Below are 26,528 nucleotides of genomic sequence, written 5' to 3'. Positions count from 1 at the left end.
TCATCCTTTATGCCGTCGCCGTACGGTGAAACACCTTCGCAAACTGCGTATACCGCTCCACTTGGCGGCGGTCGACGTCATAGCCGATGCCGGGAGCGTCCGGCACGCGGATCAAGCCGCCGTGCACCTCAACTTCCGGCGTGATGATATCCCGCTCCCAATAATGCGACGACGCGGCGGTGTCGCCGGGAAGGGTGAAGTTTTCCAACGTCGTGATCGCGATGTTGTGGGCGCGCCCGACGCCTGCTTCCAGCATCCCCCCGCACCAGACCGGCGCACCGCGCTCAGCGCAAAGATCGTGGATGCGCTTCGCCTCGCCAAGCCCGCCAACGCGCCCGATTTTGATGTTGATGATGCGACAGCTGCCAAGGTCAAGCGCCTTGCGCGCATCGTCATAGGAACGAATGCTTTCATCAAGGCAAATCGGCGTCTGAAGAAGCGGCTGCAGCCGAGCGTGATCGACAAGATCGTCAGCGGCGAGCGGCTGCTCGATCATCAGCAACCCGAATTCATCGAGCGCTTTCAGCCGATCCGCATCGACAAGCGTATACGCCGAATTGGCATCGGCCATAAGCGGCACGTCAGGAAACACGCGCCGCACCTCACGAATGACGTCCACATCCCAGCTTGGCTTGATTTTCACCTTGATCCGCCGGTACCCTTGCGCCACATACCGCTCAATCACCTGAAGCAGATCGGCAACCGTCGGCTGGATGCCGATGCTGACGCCGACTTCAATGTCCTTTTTCGCTCCTCCGAGAGCTTGAGAAAGCGGAACGCCGAGCCGCTTGGCGTACAAATCCCATACCGCCCCCTCAAGCGCCGCTTTCGCCATGTTGTTTTGGCGGATGGCAGAAAAGCGCTTTGACAGCTCCTCCGGGTGGTGAATCGGCTCAGCCAACGCAAGCGGCACAAGGAAATCTTCGAGCATATGCCAGTTCGTTTTCACCGTTTCCTCGCTGTACCACGGGGCGGAAAATGCGACCGATTCGCCCCAGCCGGAAACGCCGTCGCGATCGACAACTTCCACTAAAATCAACTCTTTCCTTTGAAACGTGCCGAAGCTCGTCGTAAACGGCGCCTTCAACTCCATTTGTAAATGGCGCAATATGACGTACTCGATGTTGATCGTCATTCTTCTTCCCCTTTCTGCTGCCATCGTTCACTCCGCCGCTTCCATATGTAATAAAGCACCCCTTCCTCCAGGCAGCGCCAAGCGCCGGCGGCAATCCATCCTTCCACAAGCAGCCGCTGAAACAAGGCGCGCGTCGCCAGCCGCCACTCAAGCGCCAGCGCGAAATCCCGCTCTTTCAGCTGCGGAAAGTCAAGCGGGATGGCTGTCAACAACAACGGCGCCGCTGTTTCATCGATGTCTCTCGGCACCGGCTGCAATAGGCCGTCAGCCCTTTGCCCTGCCTCGAGCACCGTCAGACTTCTGGCCTTGAGAAGATCAGCTTTAGCCAAGCTCCGCTCCCCGGTCGGACGCTCATCAAGCCGCCATTCGACGATGAAGCGGTCAGACGGCAGTTGACCGTTCAACGCGTCATTCATTTCGCCGTAGCAGTTTTCCACATACTCGACGCCAACAGCCCCAAGCTTCGCCAAGTTCAAATAGCCGTTGCGACTTTGCAGCGGATCATACGTCCAGCGGATGACTCGGTAGCCGCGCCGCCGCGCTTCTTCCGCCTGCTTCCTTTTCAGACGGTAGCCGATTCCTCGGTCGCGAAAGGAAGCATCAATCCCCATCATATGGGAACAAAGATACACTTCCCCGTTTCGAAACCCAGGGAAGCTATACACAAAGCCGACGAGTTTCCCGTCCATATACGCGCCGATCACAATGCCGCCGTTTTTTGCCGCCGTCAACGTTTGATGGAGCGGAACCGGCGCTGTTTTCCAAATCTCCTCCTCAAGCTTGGCCATCTCTTTCAACTGTTCGATCGTCTCAAGGATTTGCAGTGACAGAGACACGCTCGTTCTCCCCCTGCAGCGCAAACGTATTGATGACCGTTCGCGCCAAAATTTCCACACCGGAAAGCAAATCATCGCGCCGGAACGTCATGTTCGGGTGATGGAGCCCCGGACGCAAGTCACAGCCTAACCCGAGCATCGTTGTCTTCAGCTCCGGTTTTTGAAAGGAATAAAAATGGAAATCCTCTCCTCCCGATGTCACAACCGGCGGAACGCATTTTTCCGTCCCCAAGGCCGCGATAATCGCCTCCTCCATCAGCCGCACCGCATCTGGATCAGGATGAGCGGCGACGATGCGCGTCCGTTCCACTAGTTCAATCTCCGCCCCATAAATGGCAGCGACCCCGTTGATCACATGACGTAGCCCTTCAACGAGCCGCTCCATCGCCTCGTTCGTTTGCGCCCGCAAATCAAGGGCGAATTCCGCGTAGCCCGGGATCGTGTTCGCATCTTTTTCACCGGCGTGAAACTTCGTCATTTTGATCGACGCCGGCACTTGCGGATCAATATGAATTTTGCCGAGCTCTTGCACAATGGCGCTGCCGACTTCAATGACATTGACGCCTAAATGCGGCCGCGCCGCGTGCGCCGCCACACCGCGGATCCGCCCTTCGATGCATTGCGCCGCCCCATGGATGATCGCCGGCGCCGCATATCCGCCTTTCACTTCTTGAATCGGCCGCAGGTGAACGCCGTATAAAAACGACACGCCGTCGACCGCTCCTTTTTCGATCAGCTTTAACGCCCCTGTTCCTTTCTCCTCGGCCGGCTGGAACAAAAACCGGAGCGTCCCCGGCGGCTCATAGCCGATGCGGCGAAGCAGCTTCGCCACCCCGAGCACGATCGTCATGTGGGCATCATGCCCGCACGCATGGTTCGGCTGCCAAACGCCGTTCACTTCTTGCCAAAGCGCATCCATATCGCTGCGCACCCCAACCGTAAACGGCCCGGCGCCGATTTCCGCCACCACACCCGGGCAATCGGCAAACGTCCGCACCCGATATCCTTCGCGCTCCAACTCTCGGCGGAGAAATTCAGTCGTTTGCCACTCTTCCCAGCTGATTTCTGGATGGCGGTGAAGGTGATCGAAAACCTCCCATAGCTCCGCTTTCATCTGCTCGATAATGTCTTTCATTCCGCTCTCCCCCACTGTTTCAAAATCGATAGAAAAAACATCGTTATATTCATTATAATATTCAGACAAACAAATACAACGATAGGCAAATGATTGGAAAAAACAGACACGTGCCATTACGGGCGGCGCTTTACCAGCTGGTTGACGACCTCAGAAAAAATGAGCCCCATCGCAATCGCCCCGGAAATCATGAACGCTTTTGCCGCCAACGGAATCGCTGCATTGTAGTCGTTCATGACGACATGACGCATCGCTTCAAATGCCGTCCCACCTGGAACGAGCGGGAGAATGCCAGGAACAATAAAAATGGTTGCCGGCGCCCGATAGCGCCGAGCAAACGCATTGCTTAAAAAGGCGACGAAAAACGCGGCTATAAACGTCGCAATCACACTGTCTACGCTCGAACGTACAGCAAACGTATAGGCCGCCCATCCGCTCATCCCGACAAATCCGCTATGCGGCAACAGCCGTGGCGGAACATTAAAAATCATGCCAAACAACGTTGACGCCACAAAGCTAAGCAGCAACTGCATAACAATCATGACCTGTGCTCCCTATCATCGAATAGATAAAACAAAGGCGATGCCAGTGCCGATCGCAAACGCCGTCAAAAACGCCTCAGCACCGCGCGACAAACCGGCGATCAAATGGCCGGCCATTAAATCGCGCACCGCATTGGTAATCGCCAGCCCCGGCACGAGCGGCAACACCGAGCCGATGATCATGTTCCCGACGTCCCCGCCAAATCCGGCCTGCACCATTAACAATACGAGCCCCCCGGCGACAAAAGAAGCAAAAAATTCCGCGAAAAACCGGATTTTCACAAACCGATGCACCATCTCAAAACACCAAAATGCCACCCCTCCGGAAAAAAGCGATGGGAAAAAGTGAACCATCCCTCCAATCAATGACGCAAAACAAGCACTCGCTAACGCTGCGGCGGCGGTTTGCTGCCAAAGAGGGTAACCCATCGGGGCGCGCCCGATATCCTCGAGCTCCTTTCGCGCCTTTTCAAGCGTCAATTCACCGCGGCTGATGCGCCGGGAAATATCGTTCACGACCGCCACTTTCGCTAAATCAGTCGAACGCTCGGAAATGCGGATCAATCTGGTTGAGTCTGTCCCTTCAACAGAAAAAATAATGGCCGTTGGTGTGACATAACCATGGGAGCGCGGCATGCCAAACGAAGCAGCGATGCGCGTCATTGTATCTTCCACCCGGTACGTCTCCCCACCGCTTTCAAGCATCAATTTTCCCGCTAATAAACAAACCTCAACAATATCATCCACCCGCTCCGTCATAACCGGTTTGCTCCTTTCGTTTTCGCCCGGCATGGCATTGGCCATCCCGTTTTCCCCTGCCGGGCGCTCATCGCAAAAACAAACTCCCACCAAACATATACATGTCAATGCGGGTACAAACGACACCGTGATATCCATGGGGCAATGAATTTATTTGCCAAAGTATATTATGGTGAAATCCGCCCATTGGAATTTACGGTCAAACCGTTTACGTATCGACGGATTGCTTAGGTATGAAGTCGTAGATGGCGAGTTCCCGCCCTTGAGTATCATGGATACTCATGTTGCCTGTGGCTCCCAACGGGACGGGTGCCAGGTGTTGCCTGCAGATAGGCTGCCAACCAGCCTATCATGCATCCACCTCCGAAGGGGAAACAGGAAACCCCCACTTCGATAAGTGGGGGAGGTTCATGATGAGAAAGGGGCTGACCCAAAAGGCTGTCTGACTTCAAGATAGACACGAAATATAGTGCGGAAGAAGCGGTCAATGCCGTATATAGAGAGACGAAAGGGGGTGTCCTGATCCTTTTGGGACACCCTCTTGGCGTTTGGCCATGTGCAACGCCGCTCCCTTTTCCCTGTTTCTTCAGTTGCCCGTTTTGCTTTCGACCGCTTCTCTCCTTTACGCTCACGTCGAATGATGGCGGTTCTCCCGCTCCGAGATGATTTTCGAAATACGGACAAACCCCAACATACAGAGAATCGTGATCCCCCAACCAATGCCTTCGCGAATGACAATCGCACGGTCAAACGCTTCGACGTCGTAGCGAACGATCAAGTACACCTTAATCGCCGCCAACAGCCCATCGCGCAAAGCAAAACCAACAGTGATCCATTGAAAAAGTGAAAAGACATCACGTTCCAAAAACCGTCTTTTCATGACCAAGCGCGGAGCCCAACACGATTGAACCGCCCTTTCCATGCCGAACGGTTGGCCATGCGGGCGATATGGGCGTCAAAACCGCAGCCGACGCTGTTGGCAAACGCGCCGTCGGGCACGGATAATCCCTTTTCTTACCTATTGGCGGTTTGTTTCATTTTTCCTCTCGGCGAAATAAGAAAAATCCGAACCCGCAAACCGGATTCGGATCAGTCATCATTCCTCACCGATAATTTTCACTTCCAGCTCTAAATCAACTCCGAACTTCTCCTTTACGGTTTTGCGCACCATGTCGATCGTCGCGATGTAATCGGCAGCCGTCGCATTGTTTTTGTTAATGATGAATCCGGCGTGTTTCGTCGACACTTCCGCACCGCCGAATCCTTTTCCCTGAAGGCCGCTGTCTTGGATGAGCTTGCCGGCAAAATAGCCCGGCGGCCGCTTAAACACGCTGCCGACCGACGGATACTCAAGCGGCTGTTTCGATTCGCGCTGAAATGTTAAATCATCCATTTTCGCCTTGATTTGTGCATAGTCGCCCGGCTGCAGGGAAAAGACGACTTCAAGCACAATATCATGCGTCCGGCTGATGATGCTTGTTCGATAACCGAGCTCCAGTTCCTCGTTTGTCAATGTTTTCAACTCGCCGGCGAGCGTCGCCACCTTGACATGGTCAAGCACATCTTTCACTTCCCCGCCGTACGCTCCGGCGTTCATCATAATCGCCCCGCCGACCGACCCCGGAATGCCGCAGGCGAACTCCAACCCGGTGAGGTGTTGTTCGAGCGCGAACCGCGACACCGCTTTAATATCCGCCCCGCTTTGGGCGATCACGTTGTTTCCTTCACGCCAAATGCGGTTGAGATGCTTCAGCTGCATGACAATGCCGCGCAGCCCGCCGTCGCGGATGATGACGTTCGAACCGTTGCCGAGAAGGGTAAACGGCAGGCCGTACTCCTCTTTCAGCCGCAACACCTCGATGACTTGCTCGTACGTTTCCGGCCAGACGAGAAAATCAGCCTTGCCGCCGATCCGCACTAATGTATGGTTTTTCATCGGCTCATCGCGCAGGACGTTTCTTTCCCCACAAATCTCTACGAGTCTTTGATAAATATGTTCCGCACGTTTCATCGTTCTGTCTCACCTTCTTCTCTCATTCCATGCCGCTTGGCGGCATTCATTCCACATCGTTTCCATTATCGCCGGAATCGCGCCGCATATCAAGTGGGCAATGTTCCTTATTCTGTTTTATTCGGGACTGGGCCAAAAGGTGACGTCGGATGGAAAAGAACAAAAAACCGGACGGGCAACCGTCCGGAAAATGGATTCCTGTTTCTCGCCAAAATGGCAGAAACAAAGCAGCATATCCTCATTCCCATCCCCTATAATTCTATTTCTTGTCCTACTCCGAGCTCCTTCGCTTTTTGATAGACGCCAATCGCCACAGCCAAATCATAGAAAGCCGCTCCGACCGATTTAAATAAGGTGATTTCCTGATCGTGTTGCCGCCCAGCTTTCTCTCCGGTGACGAGTTCCCCGATTTCGGCATCAATTTGAGAAAAAGACCATCTTCCACTTTCAGCCGCCTGAATGAGTTCTCCTGCCTCATGCCTGACGCCCTCAAGTGTATCGACGACAATGCGGTCCGCTTGGACAATAGTCTCCACATCCAACTCGCGCATATGTGGCAAGTACGAGCCAATGGCGCTAATGTGCATGCCTGGCCGCAACATTTGACTGGAAAACACCGGCTGTTCCGAGCGCGTGCTGCATACCACGATGTCGGCCTGGCGAACGGCTTCGTCCGCCTCATCCACCACATATACCTTCCCTGTCCATTCCCGAACCAGTTGATGCAGTCCCGCCGCCAAGTCTTCTGCTTTTTTCCTCGTTCGGTTGTACAGAAATATACGTTCAATCGCTCTCACTGCCAATATGCCAACCACTTGTTCTTTGGCCATCGCCCCTGTTCCGATCACCGCTAGCCGCGACGCCGCCTGTGTCGCCAAATAATCAGCTGCAATGGCGGATAACGCCCCCGTGCGCAGTCTCGTCAAATACGTGGCATTACAAACCATCCGATGTTCCCCCGTTTTCGCATCCGTAAGCACCATGATCCCCTGGGTGGTCGATCTTCCTGCTGCAGGGTTATGGGGGAAAATGCTGACCACCTTCACCACTGCTGCCCCCTCCTCAGCGGATGGCATATACAAAATCGAAGCATCATGATTCGGAAATGGAAGCACCGTGCGATCAGGGGTGATCACTTTCCCTGCTTGTTTTTGTCGCAACATTTCTTTTACATCGGAAATGGCATCCTTCATCGTATACATGCGTTGAATTTCTTGTTCTGACAAAATAAGCATAATCCCCCTCCTTCAATACGCTGAAAAAACGGAACCGCGTTACGCGATTCCGTCTTGCTCATCAAGTTCTTCATGTTTGCGGTCGCGCACAGACCAGACAGCGGCCAGCGAAATAAGCGAGACTAATACAATATATAAGGCCACCGGCACATAAGAGTTCCCATACGCCGCCAGCAATGCCGTAGCGATGAGCGGTGCCGTTCCTCCCGCTAGTGCGGCGCCGATTTGGTAGCCAAGCGAAATACCCGTATATCGGACGTTAGATGGGAAAATTTCTGAAAACATTGTACCAAGCACAGCGTTGACACTCCGCACGCCTAAAGGCGTGGGATTCTTGGGTCGTTTGCGTCCTCATCCATTTCTGGTTCGGACAACGCAAAAGCTTCGGGATGTATCATCACCCCGTCCCATCGGGTTAGGATGTACCCCAATGGGCGGCGCACCTGTGACCAGTGCGCTAGGTTCGACGGCAAAGCCCGAAATCGCTTTGGCGATGTTGATGGCGCCATTCAAGTCGGCGTGGAGAGTGTATCCACACCTTTGGCATCGGAAGCGTTTCGTGTCGCGGTTCCACTTCAAATGTGACCGCAACAGCCAAGTACCATTTCTTTCTCCTTGCAACGATTACATGATATCGTTTTTTTTCATCATCATTCAATTATGAAGAAAACGGCTCGCTTTCATCCCCCCCTCAAGGAGTGGGCTTTCTCGCTCGCTGATCTGTAATGCGGACGAGAGCAAAGAGTTTTACAATCATATACATATGGAAAAAATGGTAACAACCATTTCATGGGAGGGAGTCCATTGCACGACGCACACGACGCATTAGCAGAGGTCAGCGTCATTCTCGGCCGGTCGAAAGAGGCGCTCGGCCAGTTTCAAGCGATTTTAGAGCCGACAATTGAACAGGCGGTTGATGATCATGAACGGCTGTATTGGCATCATATTTACGAAGAAGAGGAGCACCGATTTGACCGTTTGGCCGCCCTGCTTCCAAAGTTGGAGGAGGCATTGGCGGACGAAGCGTTCTTATCGCGGGAAAACGGCGACTTTCTGCGCCTGTTGCAAGACATCAGCCTAGAAAAATTCGGCTTGCACAACTTTTTGGAGCATCTCGATTTGTCGTTGTTTCATTATAAAGGGACGGAACATGAACCGGCGATTGCGGCGCTGCGCGACATGACCGCGGCGGACTACCAACAGATGAAAGCCGCTCTCGAAACGCTCAACCGTGCGCTCGATGCGCCATTGTCTTTCGACGCTTCAGTGCCGACGGACGAAAAAGAGCATCAAAAAGACCATTTGAAACTGGCTCAGTACGCTGTCCCTCCTTCCGACCCAGCACCTGTCCGCCCATCGATCGGAACGAGACGGCAACTGACAGTCGGCAGCTTAAAACACGGATAAGAAAGGAGAGGAAACATGGATAAAACGAAGCTGTATCCAGAAGCCCCGCTCACAGCAAGCCAATGGAGCGAGCTTGAGGAACTGGTCATTGAAACGGCGCGCCGCCAGCTCGTCGGACGTAGGTTTATCGATTTGTACGGTCCGCTCGGCGAAGGTGTCCAGTCGGTCGCCAACGATATTTATATGAACCCGGAACAGGGGGACATGAGCTTCCACGGCAAAGAGCTGAGCCTTTCCGAGCCGGCGCGCCGCGTGCATTTAACGATCCCGCTTTTGTATAAAGACTTTATTTTGTACTGGCGCGACATTGAGCAGGCAAAACAGCTTGGCAGCCCGATCGACTTTTCCGCCGCTGCCAACGCCGCCCAGCAGTGCGCGCTGCTCGAGGACGATTTGATTTTCAACGGTTCGGCTGAATTTGATGTACCGGGCATTATGAACGTGGAAGGAAAAATCGCCCACATTCGCAGCGACTGGATGAAATCGGGCAACGCCTTCGCCGACGTCGTTGAAGCGCGCAACAAGCTGCTTCAGCTCGGCCATACCGGCCCATACGCACTCGTCCTGTCACCGGAGTTGTATGCGTTGATCCACCGCATCCATGAAGGAACGCACGTGCTTGAAATTGAGCACATCCGCGAGCTGATGACCGCCGGCATTTACCAAACGCCAGTCATTAAAGGCAAACGCGGCGTCGTTATCGATGCCGGCCGACAAAACATCGATCTTGCTGTCGCTGTCGACGTGCAAACCTCGTTTTTAGATACGGAAAACATGAACTACTTGTTCCGTGTCTATGAATCGGTTGTGCCGCGCATTAAACGGCCGAGCGCCATCTGTACGCTTGAAGATCCAGCCGGAGCCTCGTAATTTCTCTTTTCAGGGAAAGAGGGGACACATTAGCGGGAGGCTGGCTAGACATGGGCCAAAGCGTCCGAAGGCGATTCAATAGCCACATCCGCTGCTTGCAACAATCGAAACGCCCAGCGGATTTACAAACCGCTGGGCGTCTTGCTAGTTGGCCATCAAGCCGTGCGGGCTGCTTGGTCTTGAACGTTCGAAACGAGCAGCGACAATTCCGGACTGAGCGCCTCAACACCGATGTCATCGATAATCATTTTCGCTTCCTGCCAAAAATGGACGGTATAGCTGCCTTGATAAATATCGAACAGCCGTTTTAAATAGCGCCGCTTGTTGTGGATGGCTTCCCGTTTATAAGCGACGTTGTTCAGCTCACGGATTTTTTTATGTTCGGGCGCGGAAATGACGCTAATGTCGTGGACGTTGACAACCATCCGATCTCCTTGCTCGGTCACAAAGCCGACAGAGTAATATTGAGCGCCCAGCTGATCGATATGAACGATACAGGCGTTTCGGTATTCTTCGCCGGAGCGGAGACGGAGAAATGCAGCTTCGATGGCGCCGCCGACTTTTCGCTCGTTGGCCAAAATCGCTTTCATATCGCGCAGTCCGTTCATCGGAATGCCCATGGTGTCTCCCCCTTGTCCCTAGCCAAGATGGCGTTTTCGCAATTCCTTTTACTATTATGATACCAATCATTCATTCGGATGTAAATGAGATTCATTTTCAAACTAACCATGTAATTTAAAGGAGATGTGTAAAAAAATGGGTAAAACATTCACGGTCGGCTCACTGAAGCCTGCCGTCCGGCCATCGGAGCGCTCCATTTCTGCCGCGCCGCCTAAGCCCGATGGGCCGTCCGCCGTGCGGCCGTCTGTCATTCAAATCGAACAAAAAGGGAAAACGTTCACCGTGCAGCCAGCCCCCGGCGTTTCGCTTCTTGACGCCGCCCTAGGACAAGGTGTTCTGCTCGATCACAAATGCAAAAAAGGAACGTGTGGCCGTTGCATGGTCACCGTTCTGGCCGGCGCTCACCTTCTCGCTCCGAAAACGCGGCGCGAGCGCGAAAAAACGGATCAACCAGCCAAACGGCTTGCCTGCCAAGCACAAATCCAATAAGCCGAGCGCTATTTTAGCACGATCGGCTTATTTTTTCCCATGCAACCGCTCCCACCTACTTTCTCTCATTGCCTGACTCTTTACGCCATGGTATGATGGTGAGAAATACAAAAAACGGAGGGGATGCCTATGAGAACGGTCACCTTAACCGACGTCTTTGCCCATCCGATTGCGCAAAAATATTTAAAACGATCCGGCCTCGCCCACGCCATCACCGCGGCGTACCATGCCTACCACCTTGCCCTCCGCCACGGAGTGAACGTCGACTTGGCGACAAAAGCGGCACTGCTTCATGATATCGGCCATTACACATGGTACAAAAACGGCCGTTGGGACTACGAACAATACCGGCAAAACGACATCCATGCCATCAAAGGGGCCGAGCGCGCCCATAAGCTGCTGATCCGCCTTGGCGAACATCCGCAAAACGCTAAGGAAATTGCCCTGGCGATTTTGCTTCATACCGATTCCTACCTTCCAGAAGGAGAATGGAAACGAACGCCGCTTCAAGCCATCGTCAAATGGGCCGACGAAGCCGACGAGGAGCCCGGCGGCCGCCACCATTATCGAACGATCAGCGACGACTTAGCGTGGAAAAAAATCCGCCAGCTCGACGAACTCGTCAGCCGTCAGCACGGAAAAGAGCGACTCGGGGATATTGTTTGACCGCTTGCCTTGATGTCGCCATTCCCCTTGAACAGACGCGAAACATCGCCACGAACAATGTATGCTCTGAACGGAAACAGCTCACCCTTTCATCAGGTGGGCTGCTCGCGCGCCAGCGACACAGAACGATACACACCATCGAATGCCCTCTTATATCCTCATCGTCCACTCACGCTTTAAGACTACTTGGCACCATCTGTCCCGCCAAAACGCCCGCCGCCGTTCTTCCCAAAAAAAAAACGGCAAGCCTTGGAGCACCGCCGCAACGCACCGTTTTCCTGCACTTACCGCTCTCTTCTCCGTAAATGTTCAATATGACGCCGCACCCGCTCGGTGTAATGCGTGCTTAAAAGAGATGCCCCTTCATCAAGAATAATCGAAGCGTACGATTCGCTTGGCGCGATTTCATCCAACTGTTTCTCGACGACAACGTACGTGAGGGCGGAAACAAGCTGTCCCTTACACTGCACATCGACGTATTCACGACGGTACACGCCGGCTGGGACGCCCTCGCGCCAATCAAGTTCCGTCACATAGCGCGCCGGAATTTTGTACAGCACGCCTTCGACCCGGTCGCCCGGAGAAGGGACGATATCTGCGACCCCTCCTTGCCGACCGCGGGAATACCGGGTGAACGCCAACCGGTGATCGTCAAGCACCGCTCGGCCCATCACCTCAAAATGCGGGACAGTGCAGCGAAAATCGCGTTCGCTCATGCAAGAGCCATAGGCAAAGTACATCACTTCATCTTTGGAATGGAGAAACACCATCCAATCACCTCCAAAAACTTGTTTGGCGTGTTGCTCAAGCCACTCTTTTCGTTCTGATGGGTACACGTACGTGTAACACGTGTACTTCTCGCCATCAGCATCTATGGCGGTCACGGTGATCCGTTCATAATGGTTAGGCTGTCCCGGGCCGTGATACCCTTCAAGCTGGTCAAGTATGGCAAGCGACGTTTCCGGGTCGCCAAGCTGGTTATAGGCGATGGCGCTTGAACCCAGCTGAGCGAAACGTTGAAAAATCGCTTCCCCCCCTCTTCAGCCATACCTCGTCATTGTCGTGCTCCTCTTCCACGAGCCACTGATTCAATTGCTCGCGCAGCCGTTCGATTTCCTGTTTTTTCCCCACTTCTCCCGTCCCCTTTCGCATTCAAAAGCAAGTTTTTTCTCATTATACCAAGGTAAGGCGCCCAAGCCTACCGTCCGACAACAAACCGCAACATCTCTTTTCCTTTTCTCTTCCCCATTGTATAATGCAGCGAGAATCCCTCCGTTAATCATGTTTTCCGGCAAAAAACCGCGTTGGACGATGCCCCAACGCGGGTTTCCTTACAGCTCATCAAACCCATTATCGACTTGTACTTTCGTATACTGGCGTGGTTTTTGCTCGAAGAAGTCTGATTTGCCAAGGTCAACTTCTTCATACGCTTTAATCCAGCGGAGCGGGTTCGTCCGGTAGCCGTCAAACGGGCGGTCAAATCCGAGCTGGTGGGCGCGGACGTTGGCGTAAAACTTAATGTACGCTTCCAAATCAGCCAAGTCGATGCCATCGATGTCATTCCCAATGATTTCCCGAGCCCATTCGATTTCCAGCTCTGCCGCTTTCATAAACGTGTTCCGGACGAAATCGGCAAGCTCCGGCGTCCGATACTCTGGGTATTCGTTCAACACTTCCTTGAAAATTTTTGTAAACAAATCAACATGAATGTGCTCGTCACGGTTGATGTAATTGATCATCGTGCTCGTCGCCACCATTTTTTGCTGGCGCGCGAGGTTGTAGAAAAAGGCGAACCCCGAGTAGAAAAACAATCCTTCTAAAATAACGTCAAAGACGATCGACCGCAGCAAGTTCTCCACGTTCGGCTCTTCGGCAAACGCCTTGTAGCCGTTCGTCACAAAATCGTTCCGCTTGCGTAGCGTCGGTTCGTTTCGCCAAAAGTCGAATACTTCATCTGCTTTGCTTTCGGCACAAGGCTCGAGAGCACGTACGAATAGGAATGGTTGTGAATGACTTCCTGCTGGGCGAGCATGATCATGAGCGCATTGATGCTCGGGTCCGTAATGTAATCAGCGACACGTCCGGCGTAGTCGGTTTGGATGCTGTCAAGCAGCGCCAAGAGTCCAATGATTTTCAAAAACGCATCCTGCTCGCGGGCGGTCAGCTGCGGAAACTGCTTCACATCTTGGGCCATATTGATTTCAAACGGCGTCCAAAAGTTGGCGAGCATTCGCTTATATTTCGCATACGCCCATGGGTAGGCGATATCGTCCCAGTTCAACACATTCGAGCAGCGGCCGTTGATAATGCCCGTCGAACGGTTCGGCGCCTCTGGATCCATAATCGGCCGTTTGACTAAGCTGATTGTCATGATCCATTCCTCCCTTTCAGCTAAGCTTCGGCGTGAATCTTTCCCCGGAATCGGCAACGTCTGGGGGAAGACCGTCAGCTCGCGCAAGAATCGCACTCGTCGATCGTCCCCGATGTCGAACGCACGTAATACGTCGTTTTCAGCCCCGATTTCCACGCCGTCAAATGCAAATCGAGCAGCTCTTTTGCCTTAATCGTGTTCACGACGTAGAAGTTAAAGGAGATGGCTTGGTCGACATGGCGCTGGCGGGCGGCGTTTTGCTTGATGCTCCAGCGCTGGTCGATATGGTACGCCGATTTGTAATACCATGTCGTCTGTTCGTTTAAATCCGGCACCGTAACGGGAATCTTATAATCTTTCTTTTCCTCGGCGTACACTTTTAAGAAAATCGGGTCAATGCTCGCTGTACTGCCGGCGATGATCGACGTCGAGGCGTTCGGCGCCACCGCCATCACATAGCCGTTTCGCATCCCATAGCGGGCCACGTCTTGCTTCAGCCGATCCCAATCCAATTCACCGTGGCTTTCGTAGCCGCGCCGCTCAAAATAAGCGCCTGTCTGCCAGTCCGACCCCGGAAACGCCGGGTAGCTCCCTTTCTCTTTGGCGAGCTCCATGCTCGCTTGAATCGCCAAATACGCGATCGTTTCATACAGCTCGTCGGCATAGCGGACCGCTTCGTCCGACTCCCAGCGAATGCCTTTTAACGCCAACAAATGATGCCAGCCAAAGGTTCCAAGCCCGACAGCGCGGTATTTTTCGTTCGTCAGGCCGGCTTGCAGCACAGGGATATTGTTTAAATCAATGACATTATCGAGCATCCGCATTTGAATCGGGATCAGCCGCGCCAAAACGCCGTCGGTCACCGCCCGCGCCAAGTTGATCGACGATAAGTTGCAGACGACAAAATCGCCTGGGATTTTCTCAATGATGATCGTCCCGTCTTTCACATATTGCCGCTTCGTCACTGTCGGGCTTTGGTTTTGCGCGATTTCCGTGCAAAGGTTGCTGCAGTAGATCATCCCGAGATGGCGGTTCGGGTTTTGCCGGTTCACTTCATCGCGGTAAAACATAAACGGCGTCCCCGACTCGAGCTGGCTGCGCATAATGCTTTTCATCACGTCGATCGCCGGCACTTTTTCTTTCGACAGCCTTGGTTCGTTGACGCATTGCCAATATTTCTCGCGGAAACTCCCGCGCCCTTTTTCCTCATCATAAAAATCTTCCAAGCTAAACCCCATCACCTTCCGCACTTCATGCGGATCAAACAAGTACCAGTCGCCGCGCTGTTCGACTTGCTCCATGAACAAATCAGGGATGCACACGCCGGTGAACAAATCATGCGTCCGCAGCCGTTCGTCGCCGTTGTTGAGCCGCGCATCGAGAAACGCAAAAATGTCTTTATGCCATACATCCAAATAGACGGAAATGGCTCCTTTTCGCTGTCCCAACTGATCGACGCTCACCGCTGTATTGTTCAACTGCTTCATCCACGGGATGACGCCGGAGGAGACCCCTTTGAATCCTTTGATGTCGCTGCCGCGCGACCGGATTTTGCCTAAATAGACGCCGATGCCGCCGCCCGATTTCGACAAATTGGCGATGTCGGTGTTGCTGTCATAAATTCCTTGCAAGCTGTCATCGACCGTATCGACAAAGCAGCTTGAGAGCTGGCCGTACGACTTCCCAGCGTTGGCAAGCGTCGGCGTCGCCACGGTCATGTATAAGTTGCTTAACGCCCAATACGCTTCCTTCACGAGCGCAAGGCGCCGCTTTTGCGGTTCATTCGCCATGAGCGTCATGGCAATGACCAAAAACCGCTCCTGCGGCAATTCATACAACCGCCGCTCATAATCGCGGGCCAAATACCGGTCCGCGAGCGTGCGCAGCCCAATGTACGTAAACAGCTTGTCCTTCTCCGGATCAAGAAATGCACCGATGGCGTCGACTTCTTCTTTCGTATAACGTTCAAGCAAGAACGGACTGTACACCCCTTGTTCCGTCAGCGCAACAAGCAGCGAGTAGAAATCGCCATACCGCTCGCGTTCCTCGTACCCGCGCTGCCGTGCCGCCTCGCGGTACAATTGCCGCAAATACAGCCGGGCGCACACAAACGTCCAGTCCGGCTCCTCTTCATCAATGTAAGAAAGTCCTTCCAAAATAGCCGTTTGGTGCAGCTGTTCTACCGTGACGGACTCCTTTCGGCTAAGAAGCTGCCAAACACGCTCGACGTATTCATCAAGCGACAGACGGCCGAATCCAGCCGCGGCTTGCCCAATCAGCGACACAAACTCTTCACGTGAAAACGAAACCGACTTCCCTTGATCATCGAGGATGATCGTTTTCGTCAATGTGGTCATTCGTTTCTTCTCTCCTTCCATAAAAAAATCCGCTCGGGCAGGCGAGCGGATGAAACGACAGACGAAAAAAGGCAGACGAACTCCTTGTTCTTTTCCCCTATCGTTTCATCTTCTCACACCCCGAAGAACATGAAACGTTCCAAGCAAGGCAGGTCTCCTGACTCGTGCATCGTCCTACTTTGGGGCCTTCCCAGCGGCGCGCCGAATGGCTCTTGCCGCCAGTGGCCATCCCATTTCGTCCGCACATACAGTTGCGGGGGCAGTTCCGGATTCGCACCGGATTCCCTATTAAGTCCTGATGGACACCGTTGCTTAGCAGAACAATATGTAGTTGTAAAAAAAGACCTCAAAACCAATATATAGTAGTTTAGCATCCTGATGGAACAAGCATATACCAAAACTGGGAAAATTGCAAGAGCGGGAGAAAGCAAATTTTCTCTTTCGCTTCGCCAAAGGCAAGGAAACTGTCCGCACCATCGAAAAAGGCGTTCTAGGTGTCGCCCTTAGAACGCCCTGTCGTTTCCCTGCTACGCCTCCAAAACAGACGCTGGCCGCTTCTCGTTTTGTACGGATGGAGCAAAATCGTACTTCTTTTCCACATAGACTTGATGCCAAACCATAAACGCCAAGACCGTCCACAGCTTGCGGCTATGATCCGCCTTGTGGCGGGCATGTTCATCCAGCAGCCGATAGAGCACGTCCTTATGGAACAGATGATCAGTTTCGCTTTCGTTGATGAGCTGTCTCGCCCAGTCATACATTTCGTTTTTCAGCCAGTGGCGAATCGGCACGGGAAACCCTAATTTTTTCCGGTTTAACACATGATCCGGTACGATGCCTTCGGCGGCTTTACGTAAAATATATTTCGTTGTGCCGTTGGCGGTTTTCATGTCAGGGGCGATTTGCCTAGCAACCTCAAATACCTTTTTGTCTAAAAAGGGAACGCGCAGCTCAAGCGAATGGGCCATCGTCATTTTGTCCGCTTTGACTAAAATATCGCCCCTTAGCCATGTATGAAGATCAATATACTGCATCCGGTTGACGGGTGGGTCATGAAGCGTTTCGCGGTAAAACGGAGCCGTCACCGCCGTATATTCGCACCCTCCTCGGTACGTTTTGAGCAACGCCGCTTTTTCCTTTTCGCTATAGATTTTCGCATTGCCGACATACCGTTCTTCAAGCGGCGTCGTTCCGCGCTCCAAAAAGCTTTTTCCTTTCATCCCGTCCGGAAGCATCTTCGCGATCACCCGCAACACCGCTTTTACGATGTTTGGCATGCGCGCAAACAGCCGCAACGACTCTGGTTCGCGGTAAATGTTGTAACCGCCGAACAGCTCGTCCGCCCCCTCGCCGGAAAGCACAACCGTGACATGCTTTCTCGCCTCACGAGCGACAAAATAAAGCGGCACCGCCGCAGGATCGGCAAGCGGATCGTCCATATGCCACATAATTTTCGGCAGCTCTTCCATATACTCCTGCGGTGAGATGACATAGCTAATGTTGTCTACCCCAAGCTTCTCTGCGGTTTCTTTTGCGACATCGATTTCACTGAACCCTTCCCGCTCAAACCCGACGGAAAATGTCTTCAGGTGCGGATGGAATTGTTTCGCGATGGCGACGATGAACGATGAATCAATGCCTCCCGACAAAAACGCACCGACCGGCACATCGCTGCGCATATGGACGTTGACCGAATCAAACAGCGCATCGCGGATTTTCTTTACAAGCTCCTCTTCCGATTGGCGAATGGGCTCGAAGGATGCCTTCCAATAACGATGAATGGTGAGCGGTTTTCCGACTTTTTTCTTGAGATAATGCCCCGGCTCCAGCTTGTAAATGCCGGCCGACATCGTCAGCGGCTCAGGGACATATTGGAATGTTAAATAATGCTGCAGGGAATCACCGTTTGGCGATTCCTGTCCGAGGGCCAGCAAGATGCTTTTCTTTTCCGAAGCGAAAAACGTGCGGTCTCCTTGCTCCGCATAAAAAAAACGGCTTAATGCCGAACGGATCGCGCGCCGCAAACACCGTTTTCTCTTGCTTGTCCCAAATGACAAACGCAAACATCCCGCGCAGCTTTTCGACCGCTTTTTCTTTTTCGGCGCTGTAAAGGGCGACAATCACCTCGGTATCCGAATGCGTCGCAAACGAATATCCTTTCGCCGCCAGCTCTTCCCGCAATTCAAGATAGTTGTAAATTTCCCCGTTAAAAATGATCCAATATCGATCGTTTTCATAAGACAGCGGCTGATGTCCCGCCTCCAGATCGATGATGCTCAAACGCCGAAAACCAAAACTCACGTAGTCATCAAAAAAATACCCCTCATCGTCGGGGCCGCGATGGGTAATCAGGCGGTTCATCTCCACCAACGTTGTTTTCCATGTTTGCTCAATCGCTCTTGGGCGATCATGAATACAGCCAATAAAACCGCACATGGCGATGATTGTCCCCCCCACTTTGCTAAGAAGAATCCAAAAACAACACCAAAAACCTTTTTGTTTAGTAACTATTCAGCCACATCATAAAGTGAGCTGAATATTTTCTTCTTTCCTTGTCTATGATGTGAATATTGATAGACAAGGAGGTGAATCGCATGTTGACGGTACAACAAGCTGTATTTACAGTTGAGAGCTTAATCGGCAAAGTTCAACAACAAAAACAGCTCATTCATCAACTCATTCAAGAAAATGAACATTTGCGTCACGAAAACAAACAGCTACGCAAAGAAAATGAACAACTGAAGTACCGTGTTCAAGAGCTGGAAGCACGCACGAAAAAAAACAGCTCCAATAGCCATTTGCCCCCATCTTCTGACCGTTTTGAGAAAAAGCGTTCCTCCCGCGAGCCGTCTGGCAAAAAGCCTGGTGGGCAAGAGGGACATGAGGGGAAGACGCTCCGTCAAGTGGAACATCCACATCATCGTGTCGTCCACCGTGTGCATACGTGTCAAGGATGTGGAGCTTCTTTGCGTGAAGTCAAACCGTTCAAAGTCGATATCCGTCAAGTGTTTGATGTCCCTCCTGTGGCGATCGAGGTGACACAACATGAACGTGAAGTGAAATCGTGTCCACATTGTCGATGCGTGCAACAAGCCGAATTCCCATCCCATGTCACGAATCATGTGCAATACGGTCCACGGCTCACGGCGCTCGTTGTTTATTTACATCATATCCAATTGATCCCGTACAAGCGTTTAAGTGATACAATCGAAGCGTTATATCAACACTCGATTAGTACAGGAACCCTTGCCAATATGGTGAAACGAGGACGCGAAGCGCTGGAATCAAATATGGACATCATCGAAGACGCCTTACTTGAATCCAACATCCTGCATGTCGATGAAACGAGTTTGCGCATCAATGGGAAACTCGCATGGGTGCATGTCGCGTGTACATCGAGATATACATACTTGGCTCCTCACGCTTCTCGTGGAAAAAAAGCGACCGATGAGATCGGGATTCTTCCCCGATATGAAGGGACGATGATGCACGATGCGTTCGGTACGTATCCGAAATACACACATGCCACCCATGCCCTTTGTCATGCCCACCATTTGCGTGAGTTAAAAGGATTCATCGAACAGGGGCATACGTGGGCGATGCGCATGACCACGTTTCTGTTAGCCGCCAAGCAAGCCGTCGAAGCCCATCACGGTGCACTTTCCGAAGAAGAAGCGAGACGGTGGGAACGAGTGTATGATCGCATCCTAGAAAGAGCACAACACCGATTAGAAACGATGACGCCTCTTCCGAAAAAAGCACTCGCTTTTGTTCGACGCCTTCAAAAACGAAAGGAAGAAGCGCTGCGTTTCTTACGTGAAGTACATGTTCCCTTTGACAACAACCAAGCCGAACGCGATCTTCGCATGGTTAAAGTCAAAGAGAACATTTCGGGTACATTTCGCGAAGAAACATTCGCGCAGTCGTTTTGCATCGCAAGAAGCATCGTTTCCACACTGACGAAACACGAAAAAAACGTGTGGGATTCGTTATGTCTTCTGTTGGCAGGCGAAACGATCGATCGAGTTCTTTCCGCTACCTAGGGCATTTTCTATGACCGAAATGCCCTATTTGTGCTGGGCTTTTTTATACACTAGCACTGGGGTGAATAGTTACTTTGTTTAAAACTAAAATGATTTATACAAAGACACTTTCATTCTATCGTACACAACATCAAGTTTCAAAAACAATCTGTTTCCATTTTTTCAGGAAAACTGCTTGCAAGATTTTCAGTTTCTCATAATATTAACGATAAAATATGGAGAAAGTGTGAATTTCACCATTTTTGCACATCGATCTGTTACGATAAAAACACACACGTGTTATAAAGGAGTTGAGAATGGCTTGTTAGCGTTTATCCTTTTTTTGACTTTTCTCATCGTTTCCCTTTGTTTTGTTCTCTTGAGAAGACCTCTAAACGGGAGGATGGATCAACTGTCGCTCGGATTGTATATGTCCTGTTTCTTGCTATTGGCCGCCTCATTATCCTATTATGCAAGTTCGGCCCAGACAGGCGATGCCATCAAAGCCTTCATACAGAACAGAAACAGCAGAGAAACCAATCCGTCCCCCAGCAATCAAGCAAAGGAGGCGAATCGATCAGTTGCCTCTTCAAAGAAACAAGCGCTAAGGACATCCGTCCTGATTGACGCCCCCCTTTTGTCTCAGCTTCCGGAACTGCCGAGGGGATGCGAAGTAACCAGCTTGGCCATGCTCTTGAATCATGCCGGCATTCGCGTCGATAAGATGACGTTGGCGAAACAAATCAAGAAAAATCCTACTCCGTATCAAGTGCGAAATGGCCAAGTGTTTTACGGCCACCCAAATGAAGGGTTTGTCGGCGATATGTATACGTTATCGAAGCCTGGATACGGCGTGTACCATAAGCCGATCAAGCAGTTGGCTGAGCGGTACTTGCCTAACCAAATCATCGACTTAACAGGGCAATCGTTTGAGAACATCTATACATACTTGGCCAAAGGCACACCGGTTTGGGTGATCACCAACACCACCTTTCGTCCTCTTCCTCCCTCTGCCTTTCGGGAATGGCAAACCCCGCAAGGCCCGATCAAAATCACGTACCGGGAACACGCGGTGCTCATTACGGGATACGATGAGCAGTACATTTATTTCAATGATCCATTGACCGCTGTCAAAAACCAAAAAGCGCCGAAACAAGACTTTATCGACGCTTGGGTTCAAATGGGACGGCAGGCGATTACCTACCACCGTTAGACATCGGTGAATCCGAATCGCTTGCCTTTTTTACATTTCAGTTGAACGATTTTCTCCATACATTTTGCACATCTATTTTTTATCATATCATTGCATCTCCCACTACAAGCTTAAGGAGGGAAAACGACATGAAAAAATGGCTGCTTGGCGCCATTTTCGCAGGAGTAGCAGCGATTGGCGCAGCTTGCTCAAATCCATCTTCCATGCAGGGACACGACATGTCCGGCATGAATATGGAAAAAGAAAATACTTCCGCTGAAACGAGCAAGCAGCAATTACCTTTGGCAACCAATACAGAAGTATTATCCGGGAAAGAAATTCACCTTACTGCGAAGGAAGCGTTATTACAAATCAACGATCAAGTCAAACTCCCGGTCTACACGTACAATGGATCGGTACCCGGTGCGCAAATCCGCGTAAAGCAAGGGGATAATGTGAAAATTGTTTTAAAAAATGAATTGCCAGAACCGATCACGATTCACTGGCACGGCTACCCTGTTCCAAATAACCAAGATGGAGTACCGGGTGTCACGATGGACGCCATTAAACCGGGTGAAACGTTTACGTATGAATTTACAGCAACCGTGCCGGGAACGTATTTTTATCATTCCCATCAAAAAAGCGCCGAGCAAGTGGACAAGGGATTATACGGTACATTAATCGTAGAACCGAAAAATGAAGAAAAAGTAGATCGAGATTATACACTTGTGTTAGATGAATGGATGAGCAATCCGGATGAAGGAAATATGGATATGAGTGGAATGGATCATAGTAATATGAATAATGGAAATAGCTCTGATAATCAACAAATGGATATGAGCAGCATGGGCCATGATATGAATATGTATGATATTTTCACGATTAACGGGAAAAGCGGTTCCGCTGTCAAACCTTTAAAAGTGAAGAAAGGCGAAAAGGTGCGGCTTCGCCTTGTAAACGCAGGATACATGGCCCACAAACTTCACCTGCATGGTCATGAGTTTAAAATTGTCGCAACTGACGGGCAGCCGTTAAAAGATCCGCAACCAATCAAAGATGAACTTTTAAGTATTGCTCCGGGTGAGCGCTACGACATTGAGTTTATCGCCAATAACCCGGGTGAATGGTTACTAGAATGTCACGGAAATATGAAAGGTACCGATGGCATGAAAGTGAAAATTCAATACGAAGGACAAGCAAACAATACGGACAAAGCGAACGCAAAAGAAAATCTCCCTGTGGTAGATATTACAAAATACGGAAAATATGAGACAGGTCCATTTACGTTAGACCAAAAATATGATGTAGAGTATACAATGGATTTAGGAACGGCCATGGGCAAAAATGGCATGATTTTCACGATTAATGGGAAAACGTATCCTGACACAGCGCCTATTCATGTGAAGACAGGAGATTTCGTAAAAGTAAAAATCGTGAACAATTCACCTACGGATGTACATCCGATGCATTTACACGGCCATTTCTTCCAAGTGTTAAGCAAAAACGGCAAGCCGGTCACAGGCTCTCCATTGATAAAGGATTCCTTAAATGTAAACCCTGGTGAAGAATATGTCGTCGCGTTTAAAGCGGATAATCCGGGAAATTGGATGTTCCATTGCCATGACTTGCACCATGCTTCAGCCGGAATGGTCACACAAGTAAAATATACCGATTACAAATCGGACTATACCCCAGATCCGAATGACACAACGAATAAAGGTGAATAAAAAAGCTGAAGGGGCTGACCCAAAACACAAATGCGTTTTGGGTCAGTCCCTCTTTTTTTCCGCGCTTGTTACTTTCATTATAACATCTCGCTTTCTCGATATTCTTCAAGAAGAGAAAAAACTTTCCCCAGCCGAGACCCGCTACGTTCTAGATAAAAAAGTGCCCCGTCATCACTTCGGGGCACCTTCCGTATGTTATTTCACATCATATCCTTGCTCTTCAATCGCTTCTTTCAGTTTTTCTACGCTGACCTTTGTTTCATCATACTCCACATCGACAGTTCCTTCTTGCAAATGCACTTCTACACGGCCGACGCCATCCAACGCTTGAAGGGCATTGGTCACCGCTGCTTTGCAATGTCCGCATGTCATTCCTTGTACTTGTAATGTAATGGTCATCGTCCATTCCTCCTTGAATGTTTATAGTTTCACGCGTTTCAAACGAAGCGCGTTTGTCACAACCGATACAGAGCTGAATGCCATCGCCGCTCCCGCGATCCATGGCTCCAATAATCCGAAAGCGGCGACCGGAATGCCAATCGTATTATAAAACAACGCCCAGAACAGATTTTGCCGAATGTTTTTCATCGTTTTGCGGCTCAACTCAATGGCTTTCGGGATATGGCGCAAATCGCCGCCGACCAAGGTCACGTCCGCGGTCTCGATGGCGACATCAGCTCCCGTGCCAATCGCCATCCCAATATCCGCTTTGGCCAGAGCTGGAGCGTCATTAATTCCATCACCGACCATCGCCACACGTTTTCCTTGCTTTTGCAATTCCTCGACGGTGTTCGCTTTGTCTTCCGGGAGCACCTCGGCGTACACATGCTCAATGCCGACTTCATTGGCGATCGCTTCCGCTGTCCGTTGATTGTCCCCTGTTGCCATATAGACATCGATGCCCATTTGTTTTAATGTTTGAATTGCTTCTTTGGAGCTTTCTTTTACCGTATCCGCGACAGCAATGATGCCGGCAAGCTGTCCATCGATGGCAACGAGCATCACTGTTTTCCCTTGTTTTTCAAGCTCTACCATTTTATCTTCATGCACAGAAATCGCTACAGAGCGTTCCTTCATCAATTTTCGCGTCCCAATAAGGATGCTTTTTCCGTCAATGACCGCTTCAATTCCGTGGCCGGTAATGGCGGAGAAGTGCTCCAATGGCTTCAGCGAAATCGCTTGTTTCTTCCCGTATTCCACAATCGCATGAGCCAGCGGATGCTCCGAAGCGCTCTCTGCGGAAACCGCATAATCGAGCATGTCCTCGCGGAAGGCTAGCACATCGGTGACTTCCGGTTTTCCTTTTGTCACGGTTCCTGTTTTATCGAGTAATACGGCATTGATTTGATGCGTTCCCTCTAGGTACTCACCTCCTTTAAAGAGAATTCCTTGTTCTGCCCCTTTTCCTGTACCGACCATAATCGATGTCGGTGTGGCCAAACCGAGCGCACAAGGGCACGCGATGACAAGAACAGCGATGGCCACCTCAAGAGCTTTGGCCAAATCACCCGGCGCAACGAAGAAGTACCAGATTAGAAAGGAAACAACCGCAATTCCGACAACAATCGGTACGAAAATGCCGGAAATGGTATCCGCCATCCGCTGAATCGGGGCTTTCGACCCTTGCGCCTCTTCAACGATTTTAATGATATTGGCCAGCGCGGTATCTTTTCCGACTTTTTCGGCACGAATGGTCAGTACGCCATTCGTATTCATCGTCGCCCCGATCACATAGTCGCCTTCCTTTTTATCAACCGGGATCGATTCACCGGTAATCATCGATTCATCTACGGAAGATGCCCCGGCGATGACCGTACCGTCCACCGGGATTTTTTCTCCTGGCTTGACAACGATCGTATCGCCGATCACCACTTCCTCGAGCGGAACTTTTATTTCTTCCCCATTACGGATGACAGTCGCTTCCTTTGCCTGAAGGCTGACTAGCTTCGAGATCGCTTCTGTTGTTCTCCCTTTCGCAAGAGCCTCAAAGTATTTGCCGACAAGCACAAGCGTAATCAAGACGGCGCTTGTTTCAAAATACAGTCTCGGCATATAGTCAGGATTCCCAAGCGTCCGAAAAGCTTCGTACAAGCTGTAAACGTACGCGGCCGATGTTCCAAGCGCCACTAGGACGTCCATGTTCGCGCTCTTATTTCGTAACGCCCGGTACGCCCCGACATAGAAAGGACCGCCGATGTAGAACTGAACCGGTGTAGCGAAAAGAAGCTGAAACCACGGATTCATCAAGAGCTGCGGCATCGGCAAGCCCATATCAAACGGCATATGGGCAAACATCGTATAGAGCAGCGGCAACGATAAGATGATAGAAATAGCGAGTTGCCGTTGTTTTTGTTTAAGCCGCTCTTCTTTCCGGCCAGCATCGTCTTGTTCTTCGTTTCGAATCTGCCCCTTGTACCCAAGCTTTTTGATTTTTTCTAAAATTTCTTCGACAGATGCAACACCCTCCTTGTATTCGACCACCGCGCTGTTTGTCGCCAAGTTGACAGCAGCGCTTGTCACACCTTCCATCCGATTTAACCCTTTTTCAATCCGCGTCGCACAGGCCGCACATGTCATTCCTTCAATATCAAGCGTCACTTTTTCCGTCGCAACGCCATACCCCAAATTCTCAATTTTCGTTTCGATATCGGCGATCGTTTGTTTTGATGGATCGTATTGAATCGTGGCTTTTTCCGTGGCCAAATTGACATGGGCTTTGACGCCGTCCATCTTATTTAATACTTTCTCAATCCGATTGGCGCACGCGGCGCATGTCATGCCCGTCACCTTCAGCGTCACGGTTTTCGGCTCTCCCATTTCCCTTTCCCTCCCTTACTTCGAAAATTGTTTCATCACATCCATCAATTCGCGAATCGATTCGTCTCCGCTCCCTTCACGGATCGCTTTCGCCACGCAATGGCTCACGTGGCGTTCAAGCAGCTGCAGCCCGACTTGGTTCAACGCCGCTCTGATCGCTGAAATTTGCACTAAAATATCAATACAATAACGATTGTCCTCCACCATTTTTTGCACACCGCGCACTTGTCCTTCAATGCGCTTCAAGCGCTTGATAATGCTTTCGATTTCCTGTTCCGTTCGTGGAACCATTTTTTTATCCATATTATGATCTTCATAATGGTTCATCAAACATCA

The 26,528-nt window shown here is 51.2% G+C and carries 22 protein-coding genes, 6 pseudogenes and 1 riboswitch; of the genes and pseudogenes, 7 read left to right on the top strand and 21 right to left on the bottom strand.

The window, feature by feature from the left end; translation table 11 throughout:
* Positions 1-7: 7 nt before the first annotated feature.
* The 11 genes and pseudogenes from menC to QSJ10_RS04115 all read right to left on the bottom strand — a co-directional run.
* Entirely contained in the window at positions 8-1,135 is a 1,128-nt protein-coding gene (gene menC / locus QSJ10_RS04165; protein WP_033015768.1) for an o-succinylbenzoate synthase, read from the bottom strand.
* On the bottom strand, positions 1,132-1,971 hold the full coding sequence (locus QSJ10_RS04160; RefSeq protein ID WP_033015765.1) for a GNAT family N-acetyltransferase: 840 nt from the start codon (positions 1,969-1,971) through the stop codon (positions 1,132-1,134). Before QSJ10_RS04160 ends, menC begins: the two co-directional genes overlap by 4 nt.
* On the bottom strand, positions 1,946-3,106 hold the full coding sequence (locus QSJ10_RS04155; protein ID WP_033015763.1) for a M20 peptidase aminoacylase family protein: 1,161 nt from the start codon (positions 3,104-3,106) through the stop codon (positions 1,946-1,948). The genes QSJ10_RS04160 and QSJ10_RS04155 overlap by 26 nt, the downstream gene beginning before the upstream one ends.
* Positions 3,107-3,222: 116 nt before the next feature.
* Positions 3,223-3,648 carry a threonine/serine exporter family protein gene (locus tag QSJ10_RS04150; protein WP_020754483.1) on the bottom strand — a complete coding sequence of 142 codons (426 nt, stop codon included), beginning with the start codon at positions 3,646-3,648 and terminating at the stop codon, positions 3,223-3,225.
* A 15-nt stretch (positions 3,649-3,663) separates the two neighbouring features.
* Entirely contained in the window at positions 3,664-4,407 is a 744-nt protein-coding gene (locus tag QSJ10_RS04145; RefSeq protein WP_033005157.1) for a threonine/serine exporter family protein, read from the bottom strand.
* Between the two features lie 628 nt (positions 4,408-5,035).
* Positions 5,036-5,272, bottom strand: coding sequence for a hypothetical protein (locus tag QSJ10_RS04140; protein ID WP_230847151.1), 237 nt, complete (start codon positions 5,270-5,272; stop codon positions 5,036-5,038).
* 26 nt (positions 5,273-5,298) lie between these two features.
* Positions 5,299-5,409 (bottom strand): annotated as a pseudogene (locus QSJ10_RS04135) (diacylglycerol/lipid kinase family protein); the annotation flags it as partial.
* Positions 5,410-5,503: 94 nt separating this feature from the next.
* A complete protein-coding gene (gene murB, locus QSJ10_RS04130) occupies positions 5,504-6,418 on the bottom strand; it encodes a UDP-N-acetylmuramate dehydrogenase (protein WP_015374224.1) in 915 nt (304 codons plus the stop codon).
* 251 nt (positions 6,419-6,669) lie between these two features.
* The gene (locus tag QSJ10_RS04125) at positions 6,670-7,653 is read right to left on the bottom strand and encodes an ornithine cyclodeaminase family protein (protein WP_033015762.1); all 984 of its coding nucleotides are present in this window, start codon (positions 7,651-7,653) and stop codon (positions 6,670-6,672) included.
* Between the two features lie 39 nt (positions 7,654-7,692).
* A pseudogene (locus QSJ10_RS04120) lies at positions 7,693-7,959 on the bottom strand (MFS transporter); the annotation flags it as partial.
* A pseudogene (locus tag QSJ10_RS04115) lies at positions 7,913-8,229 on the bottom strand (zinc ribbon domain-containing protein); the annotation flags it as partial. The pseudogenes QSJ10_RS04115 and QSJ10_RS04120, both read right to left, overlap by 47 nt.
* 228 nt (positions 8,230-8,457) lie before the next feature.
* Here QSJ10_RS04115 and QSJ10_RS04110 point away from each other — a divergent pair.
* On the top strand, positions 8,458-9,060 hold the full coding sequence (locus QSJ10_RS04110; protein ID WP_230581350.1) for an IMEF encapsulin system ferritin-like cargo protein: 603 nt from the start codon (positions 8,458-8,460) through the stop codon (positions 9,058-9,060).
* Positions 9,061-9,075: 15 nt separating this feature from the next.
* Positions 9,076-9,930, top strand: coding sequence for a family 1 encapsulin nanocompartment shell protein (locus QSJ10_RS04105; protein WP_033015758.1), 855 nt, complete (start codon positions 9,076-9,078; stop codon positions 9,928-9,930).
* Positions 9,931-10,085: 155 nt separating this feature from the next.
* Here the strand turns inward: QSJ10_RS04105 and QSJ10_RS04100 are convergent, their stop codons facing one another.
* The gene (locus QSJ10_RS04100; RefSeq protein WP_033015757.1) at positions 10,086-10,550 is read right to left on the bottom strand and encodes a hypothetical protein; all 465 of its coding nucleotides are present in this window, start codon (positions 10,548-10,550) and stop codon (positions 10,086-10,088) included.
* A gap of 136 nt (positions 10,551-10,686) precedes the next feature.
* Between QSJ10_RS04100 and QSJ10_RS04095 the strand changes: the two genes are divergently transcribed.
* Together QSJ10_RS04095 and QSJ10_RS04090 are read left to right on the top strand one after the other, a co-directional pair.
* Entirely contained in the window at positions 10,687-11,040 is a 354-nt protein-coding gene (locus QSJ10_RS04095; protein ID WP_011230415.1) for a 2Fe-2S iron-sulfur cluster-binding protein, read from the top strand.
* Between the two features lie 129 nt (positions 11,041-11,169).
* Complete coding sequence (locus QSJ10_RS04090; protein ID WP_013146000.1) at positions 11,170-11,706, top strand: HD domain-containing protein; 537 nt, start codon at positions 11,170-11,172, stop codon at positions 11,704-11,706.
* 284 nt (positions 11,707-11,990) lie between these two features.
* Here the strand turns inward: QSJ10_RS04090 and QSJ10_RS04085 are convergent, their stop codons facing one another.
* The 6 genes and pseudogenes from QSJ10_RS04085 to asnB form a co-directional block, all read right to left on the bottom strand.
* On the bottom strand, positions 11,991-12,476 hold the full coding sequence (locus QSJ10_RS04085) for a gamma-glutamylcyclotransferase family protein (protein ID WP_223813623.1): 486 nt from the start codon (positions 12,474-12,476) through the stop codon (positions 11,991-11,993).
* 60 nt (positions 12,477-12,536) lie between these two features.
* Positions 12,537-12,653: pseudogene (locus QSJ10_RS04080) on the bottom strand (gamma-glutamylcyclotransferase family protein); the annotation flags it as partial.
* A 31-nt stretch (positions 12,654-12,684) separates the two neighbouring features.
* Positions 12,685-12,837, bottom strand: coding sequence for a hypothetical protein (locus QSJ10_RS04075; protein WP_023633957.1), 153 nt, complete (start codon positions 12,835-12,837; stop codon positions 12,685-12,687).
* Between the two features lie 200 nt (positions 12,838-13,037).
* Positions 13,038-14,077 (bottom strand): annotated as a pseudogene (locus tag QSJ10_RS04070) (ribonucleotide-diphosphate reductase subunit beta).
* Positions 14,078-14,151: 74 nt separating this feature from the next.
* Positions 14,152-16,434: a ribonucleoside-diphosphate reductase subunit alpha gene (locus QSJ10_RS04065; protein WP_196332696.1), complete on the bottom strand. Its 2,283-nt coding sequence runs from the start codon at positions 16,432-16,434 to the stop codon at positions 14,152-14,154.
* A gap of 130 nt (positions 16,435-16,564) precedes the next feature.
* Positions 16,565-16,760, bottom strand: a riboswitch (cobalamin riboswitch).
* Between the two features lie 201 nt (positions 16,761-16,961).
* Positions 16,962-18,870 (bottom strand): annotated as a pseudogene (gene asnB, locus QSJ10_RS04060) (asparagine synthase (glutamine-hydrolyzing)).
* A 158-nt stretch (positions 18,871-19,028) separates the two neighbouring features.
* Between asnB and QSJ10_RS04055 the strand changes: the two are divergent.
* The 3 genes from QSJ10_RS04055 to QSJ10_RS04045 all read left to right on the top strand — a co-directional run bounded on the left by QSJ10_RS04055 (position 19,029) and on the right by QSJ10_RS04045 (position 23,375).
* Complete coding sequence (locus QSJ10_RS04055) at positions 19,029-20,477, top strand: IS66-like element ISBst12 family transposase (RefSeq protein WP_076611637.1); 1,449 nt, start codon at positions 19,029-19,031, stop codon at positions 20,475-20,477.
* A 301-nt stretch (positions 20,478-20,778) separates the two neighbouring features.
* Positions 20,779-21,669 carry a C39 family peptidase gene (locus QSJ10_RS04050; RefSeq protein ID WP_033012833.1) on the top strand — a complete coding sequence of 297 codons (891 nt, stop codon included), beginning with the start codon at positions 20,779-20,781 and terminating at the stop codon, positions 21,667-21,669.
* Positions 21,670-21,797: 128 nt separating this feature from the next.
* Entirely contained in the window at positions 21,798-23,375 is a 1,578-nt protein-coding gene (locus QSJ10_RS04045; RefSeq protein WP_053532458.1) for a multicopper oxidase family protein, read from the top strand.
* A 195-nt stretch (positions 23,376-23,570) separates the two neighbouring features.
* On the opposite strand, the gene copZ is transcribed toward QSJ10_RS04045, so the two are convergent.
* The 3 genes from copZ to QSJ10_RS04030 are packed head-to-tail and all read right to left on the bottom strand — an operon-like array spanning position 23,571 to position 26,519.
* Positions 23,571-23,774: a copper chaperone CopZ gene (gene copZ / locus QSJ10_RS04040; RefSeq protein WP_033015735.1), complete on the bottom strand. Its 204-nt coding sequence runs from the start codon at positions 23,772-23,774 to the stop codon at positions 23,571-23,573.
* A 21-nt stretch (positions 23,775-23,795) separates the two neighbouring features.
* On the bottom strand, positions 23,796-26,192 hold the full coding sequence (locus QSJ10_RS04035; protein WP_053532457.1) for a heavy metal translocating P-type ATPase: 2,397 nt from the start codon (positions 26,190-26,192) through the stop codon (positions 23,796-23,798).
* A 15-nt stretch (positions 26,193-26,207) separates the two neighbouring features.
* Positions 26,208-26,519 carry a metal-sensing transcriptional repressor gene (locus QSJ10_RS04030; RefSeq protein ID WP_025948613.1) on the bottom strand — a complete coding sequence of 104 codons (312 nt, stop codon included), beginning with the start codon at positions 26,517-26,519 and terminating at the stop codon, positions 26,208-26,210.
* Positions 26,520-26,528: the final 9 nt, after the last annotated feature.

The organism is Geobacillus stearothermophilus ATCC 12980 (assembly GCF_030369615.1).
Taxonomy (GTDB): Bacteria; Bacillota; Bacilli; order Bacillales; family Anoxybacillaceae; genus Geobacillus; species Geobacillus stearothermophilus.
Note: the sequence above shows the minus strand (reverse complement) of the source record. Positions and strands in the feature narration are given on the sequence as shown.

What these genes read in the sequence shown, in the direction of transcription:
- QSJ10_RS04065 (WP_196332696.1), bottom strand. Translation starts at nt 16,434, where the DNA reads ATGACCACATTGACGAAAACGATCATCCTCGATGATCAAGGGAAGTCG.
- QSJ10_RS04095 (WP_011230415.1), top strand. Translation starts at nt 10,687, where the DNA reads ATGGGTAAAACATTCACGGTCGGCTCACTGAAGCCTGCCGTCCGGCCA.
- menC (WP_033015768.1), bottom strand. Translation starts at nt 1,135, where the DNA reads ATGACGATCAACATCGAGTACGTCATATTGCGCCATTTACAAATGGAG.
- QSJ10_RS04090 (WP_013146000.1), top strand. Translation starts at nt 11,170, where the DNA reads ATGAGAACGGTCACCTTAACCGACGTCTTTGCCCATCCGATTGCGCAA.
- QSJ10_RS04145 (WP_033005157.1), bottom strand. Translation starts at nt 4,407, where the DNA reads ATGACGGAGCGGGTGGATGATATTGTTGAGGTTTGTTTATTAGCGGGA.
- copZ (WP_033015735.1), bottom strand. Translation starts at nt 23,774, where the DNA reads ATGACCATTACATTACAAGTACAAGGAATGACATGCGGACATTGCAAA.
- QSJ10_RS04100 (WP_033015757.1), bottom strand. Translation starts at nt 10,550, where the DNA reads ATGGGCATTCCGATGAACGGACTGCGCGATATGAAAGCGATTTTGGCC.
- QSJ10_RS04055 (WP_076611637.1), top strand. Translation starts at nt 19,029, where the DNA reads ATGTTGACGGTACAACAAGCTGTATTTACAGTTGAGAGCTTAATCGGC.
- QSJ10_RS04105 (WP_033015758.1), top strand. Translation starts at nt 9,076, where the DNA reads ATGGATAAAACGAAGCTGTATCCAGAAGCCCCGCTCACAGCAAGCCAA.
- QSJ10_RS04045 (WP_053532458.1), top strand. Translation starts at nt 21,798, where the DNA reads ATGAAAAAATGGCTGCTTGGCGCCATTTTCGCAGGAGTAGCAGCGATT.
- QSJ10_RS04085 (WP_223813623.1), bottom strand. Translation starts at nt 12,476, where the DNA reads ATGGTGTTTCTCCATTCCAAAGATGAAGTGATGTACTTTGCCTATGGC.
- murB (WP_015374224.1), bottom strand. Translation starts at nt 6,418, where the DNA reads ATGAAACGTGCGGAACATATTTATCAAAGACTCGTAGAGATTTGTGGG.
- QSJ10_RS04150 (WP_020754483.1), bottom strand. Translation starts at nt 3,648, where the DNA reads ATGATTGTTATGCAGTTGCTGCTTAGCTTTGTGGCGTCAACGTTGTTT.
- QSJ10_RS04030 (WP_025948613.1), bottom strand. Translation starts at nt 26,519, where the DNA reads ATGAACCATTATGAAGATCATAATATGGATAAAAAAATGGTTCCACGA.
- QSJ10_RS04155 (WP_033015763.1), bottom strand. Translation starts at nt 3,106, where the DNA reads ATGAAAGACATTATCGAGCAGATGAAAGCGGAGCTATGGGAGGTTTTC.
- QSJ10_RS04125 (WP_033015762.1), bottom strand. Translation starts at nt 7,653, where the DNA reads ATGCTTATTTTGTCAGAACAAGAAATTCAACGCATGTATACGATGAAG.
- QSJ10_RS04035 (WP_053532457.1), bottom strand. Translation starts at nt 26,192, where the DNA reads ATGGGAGAGCCGAAAACCGTGACGCTGAAGGTGACGGGCATGACATGC.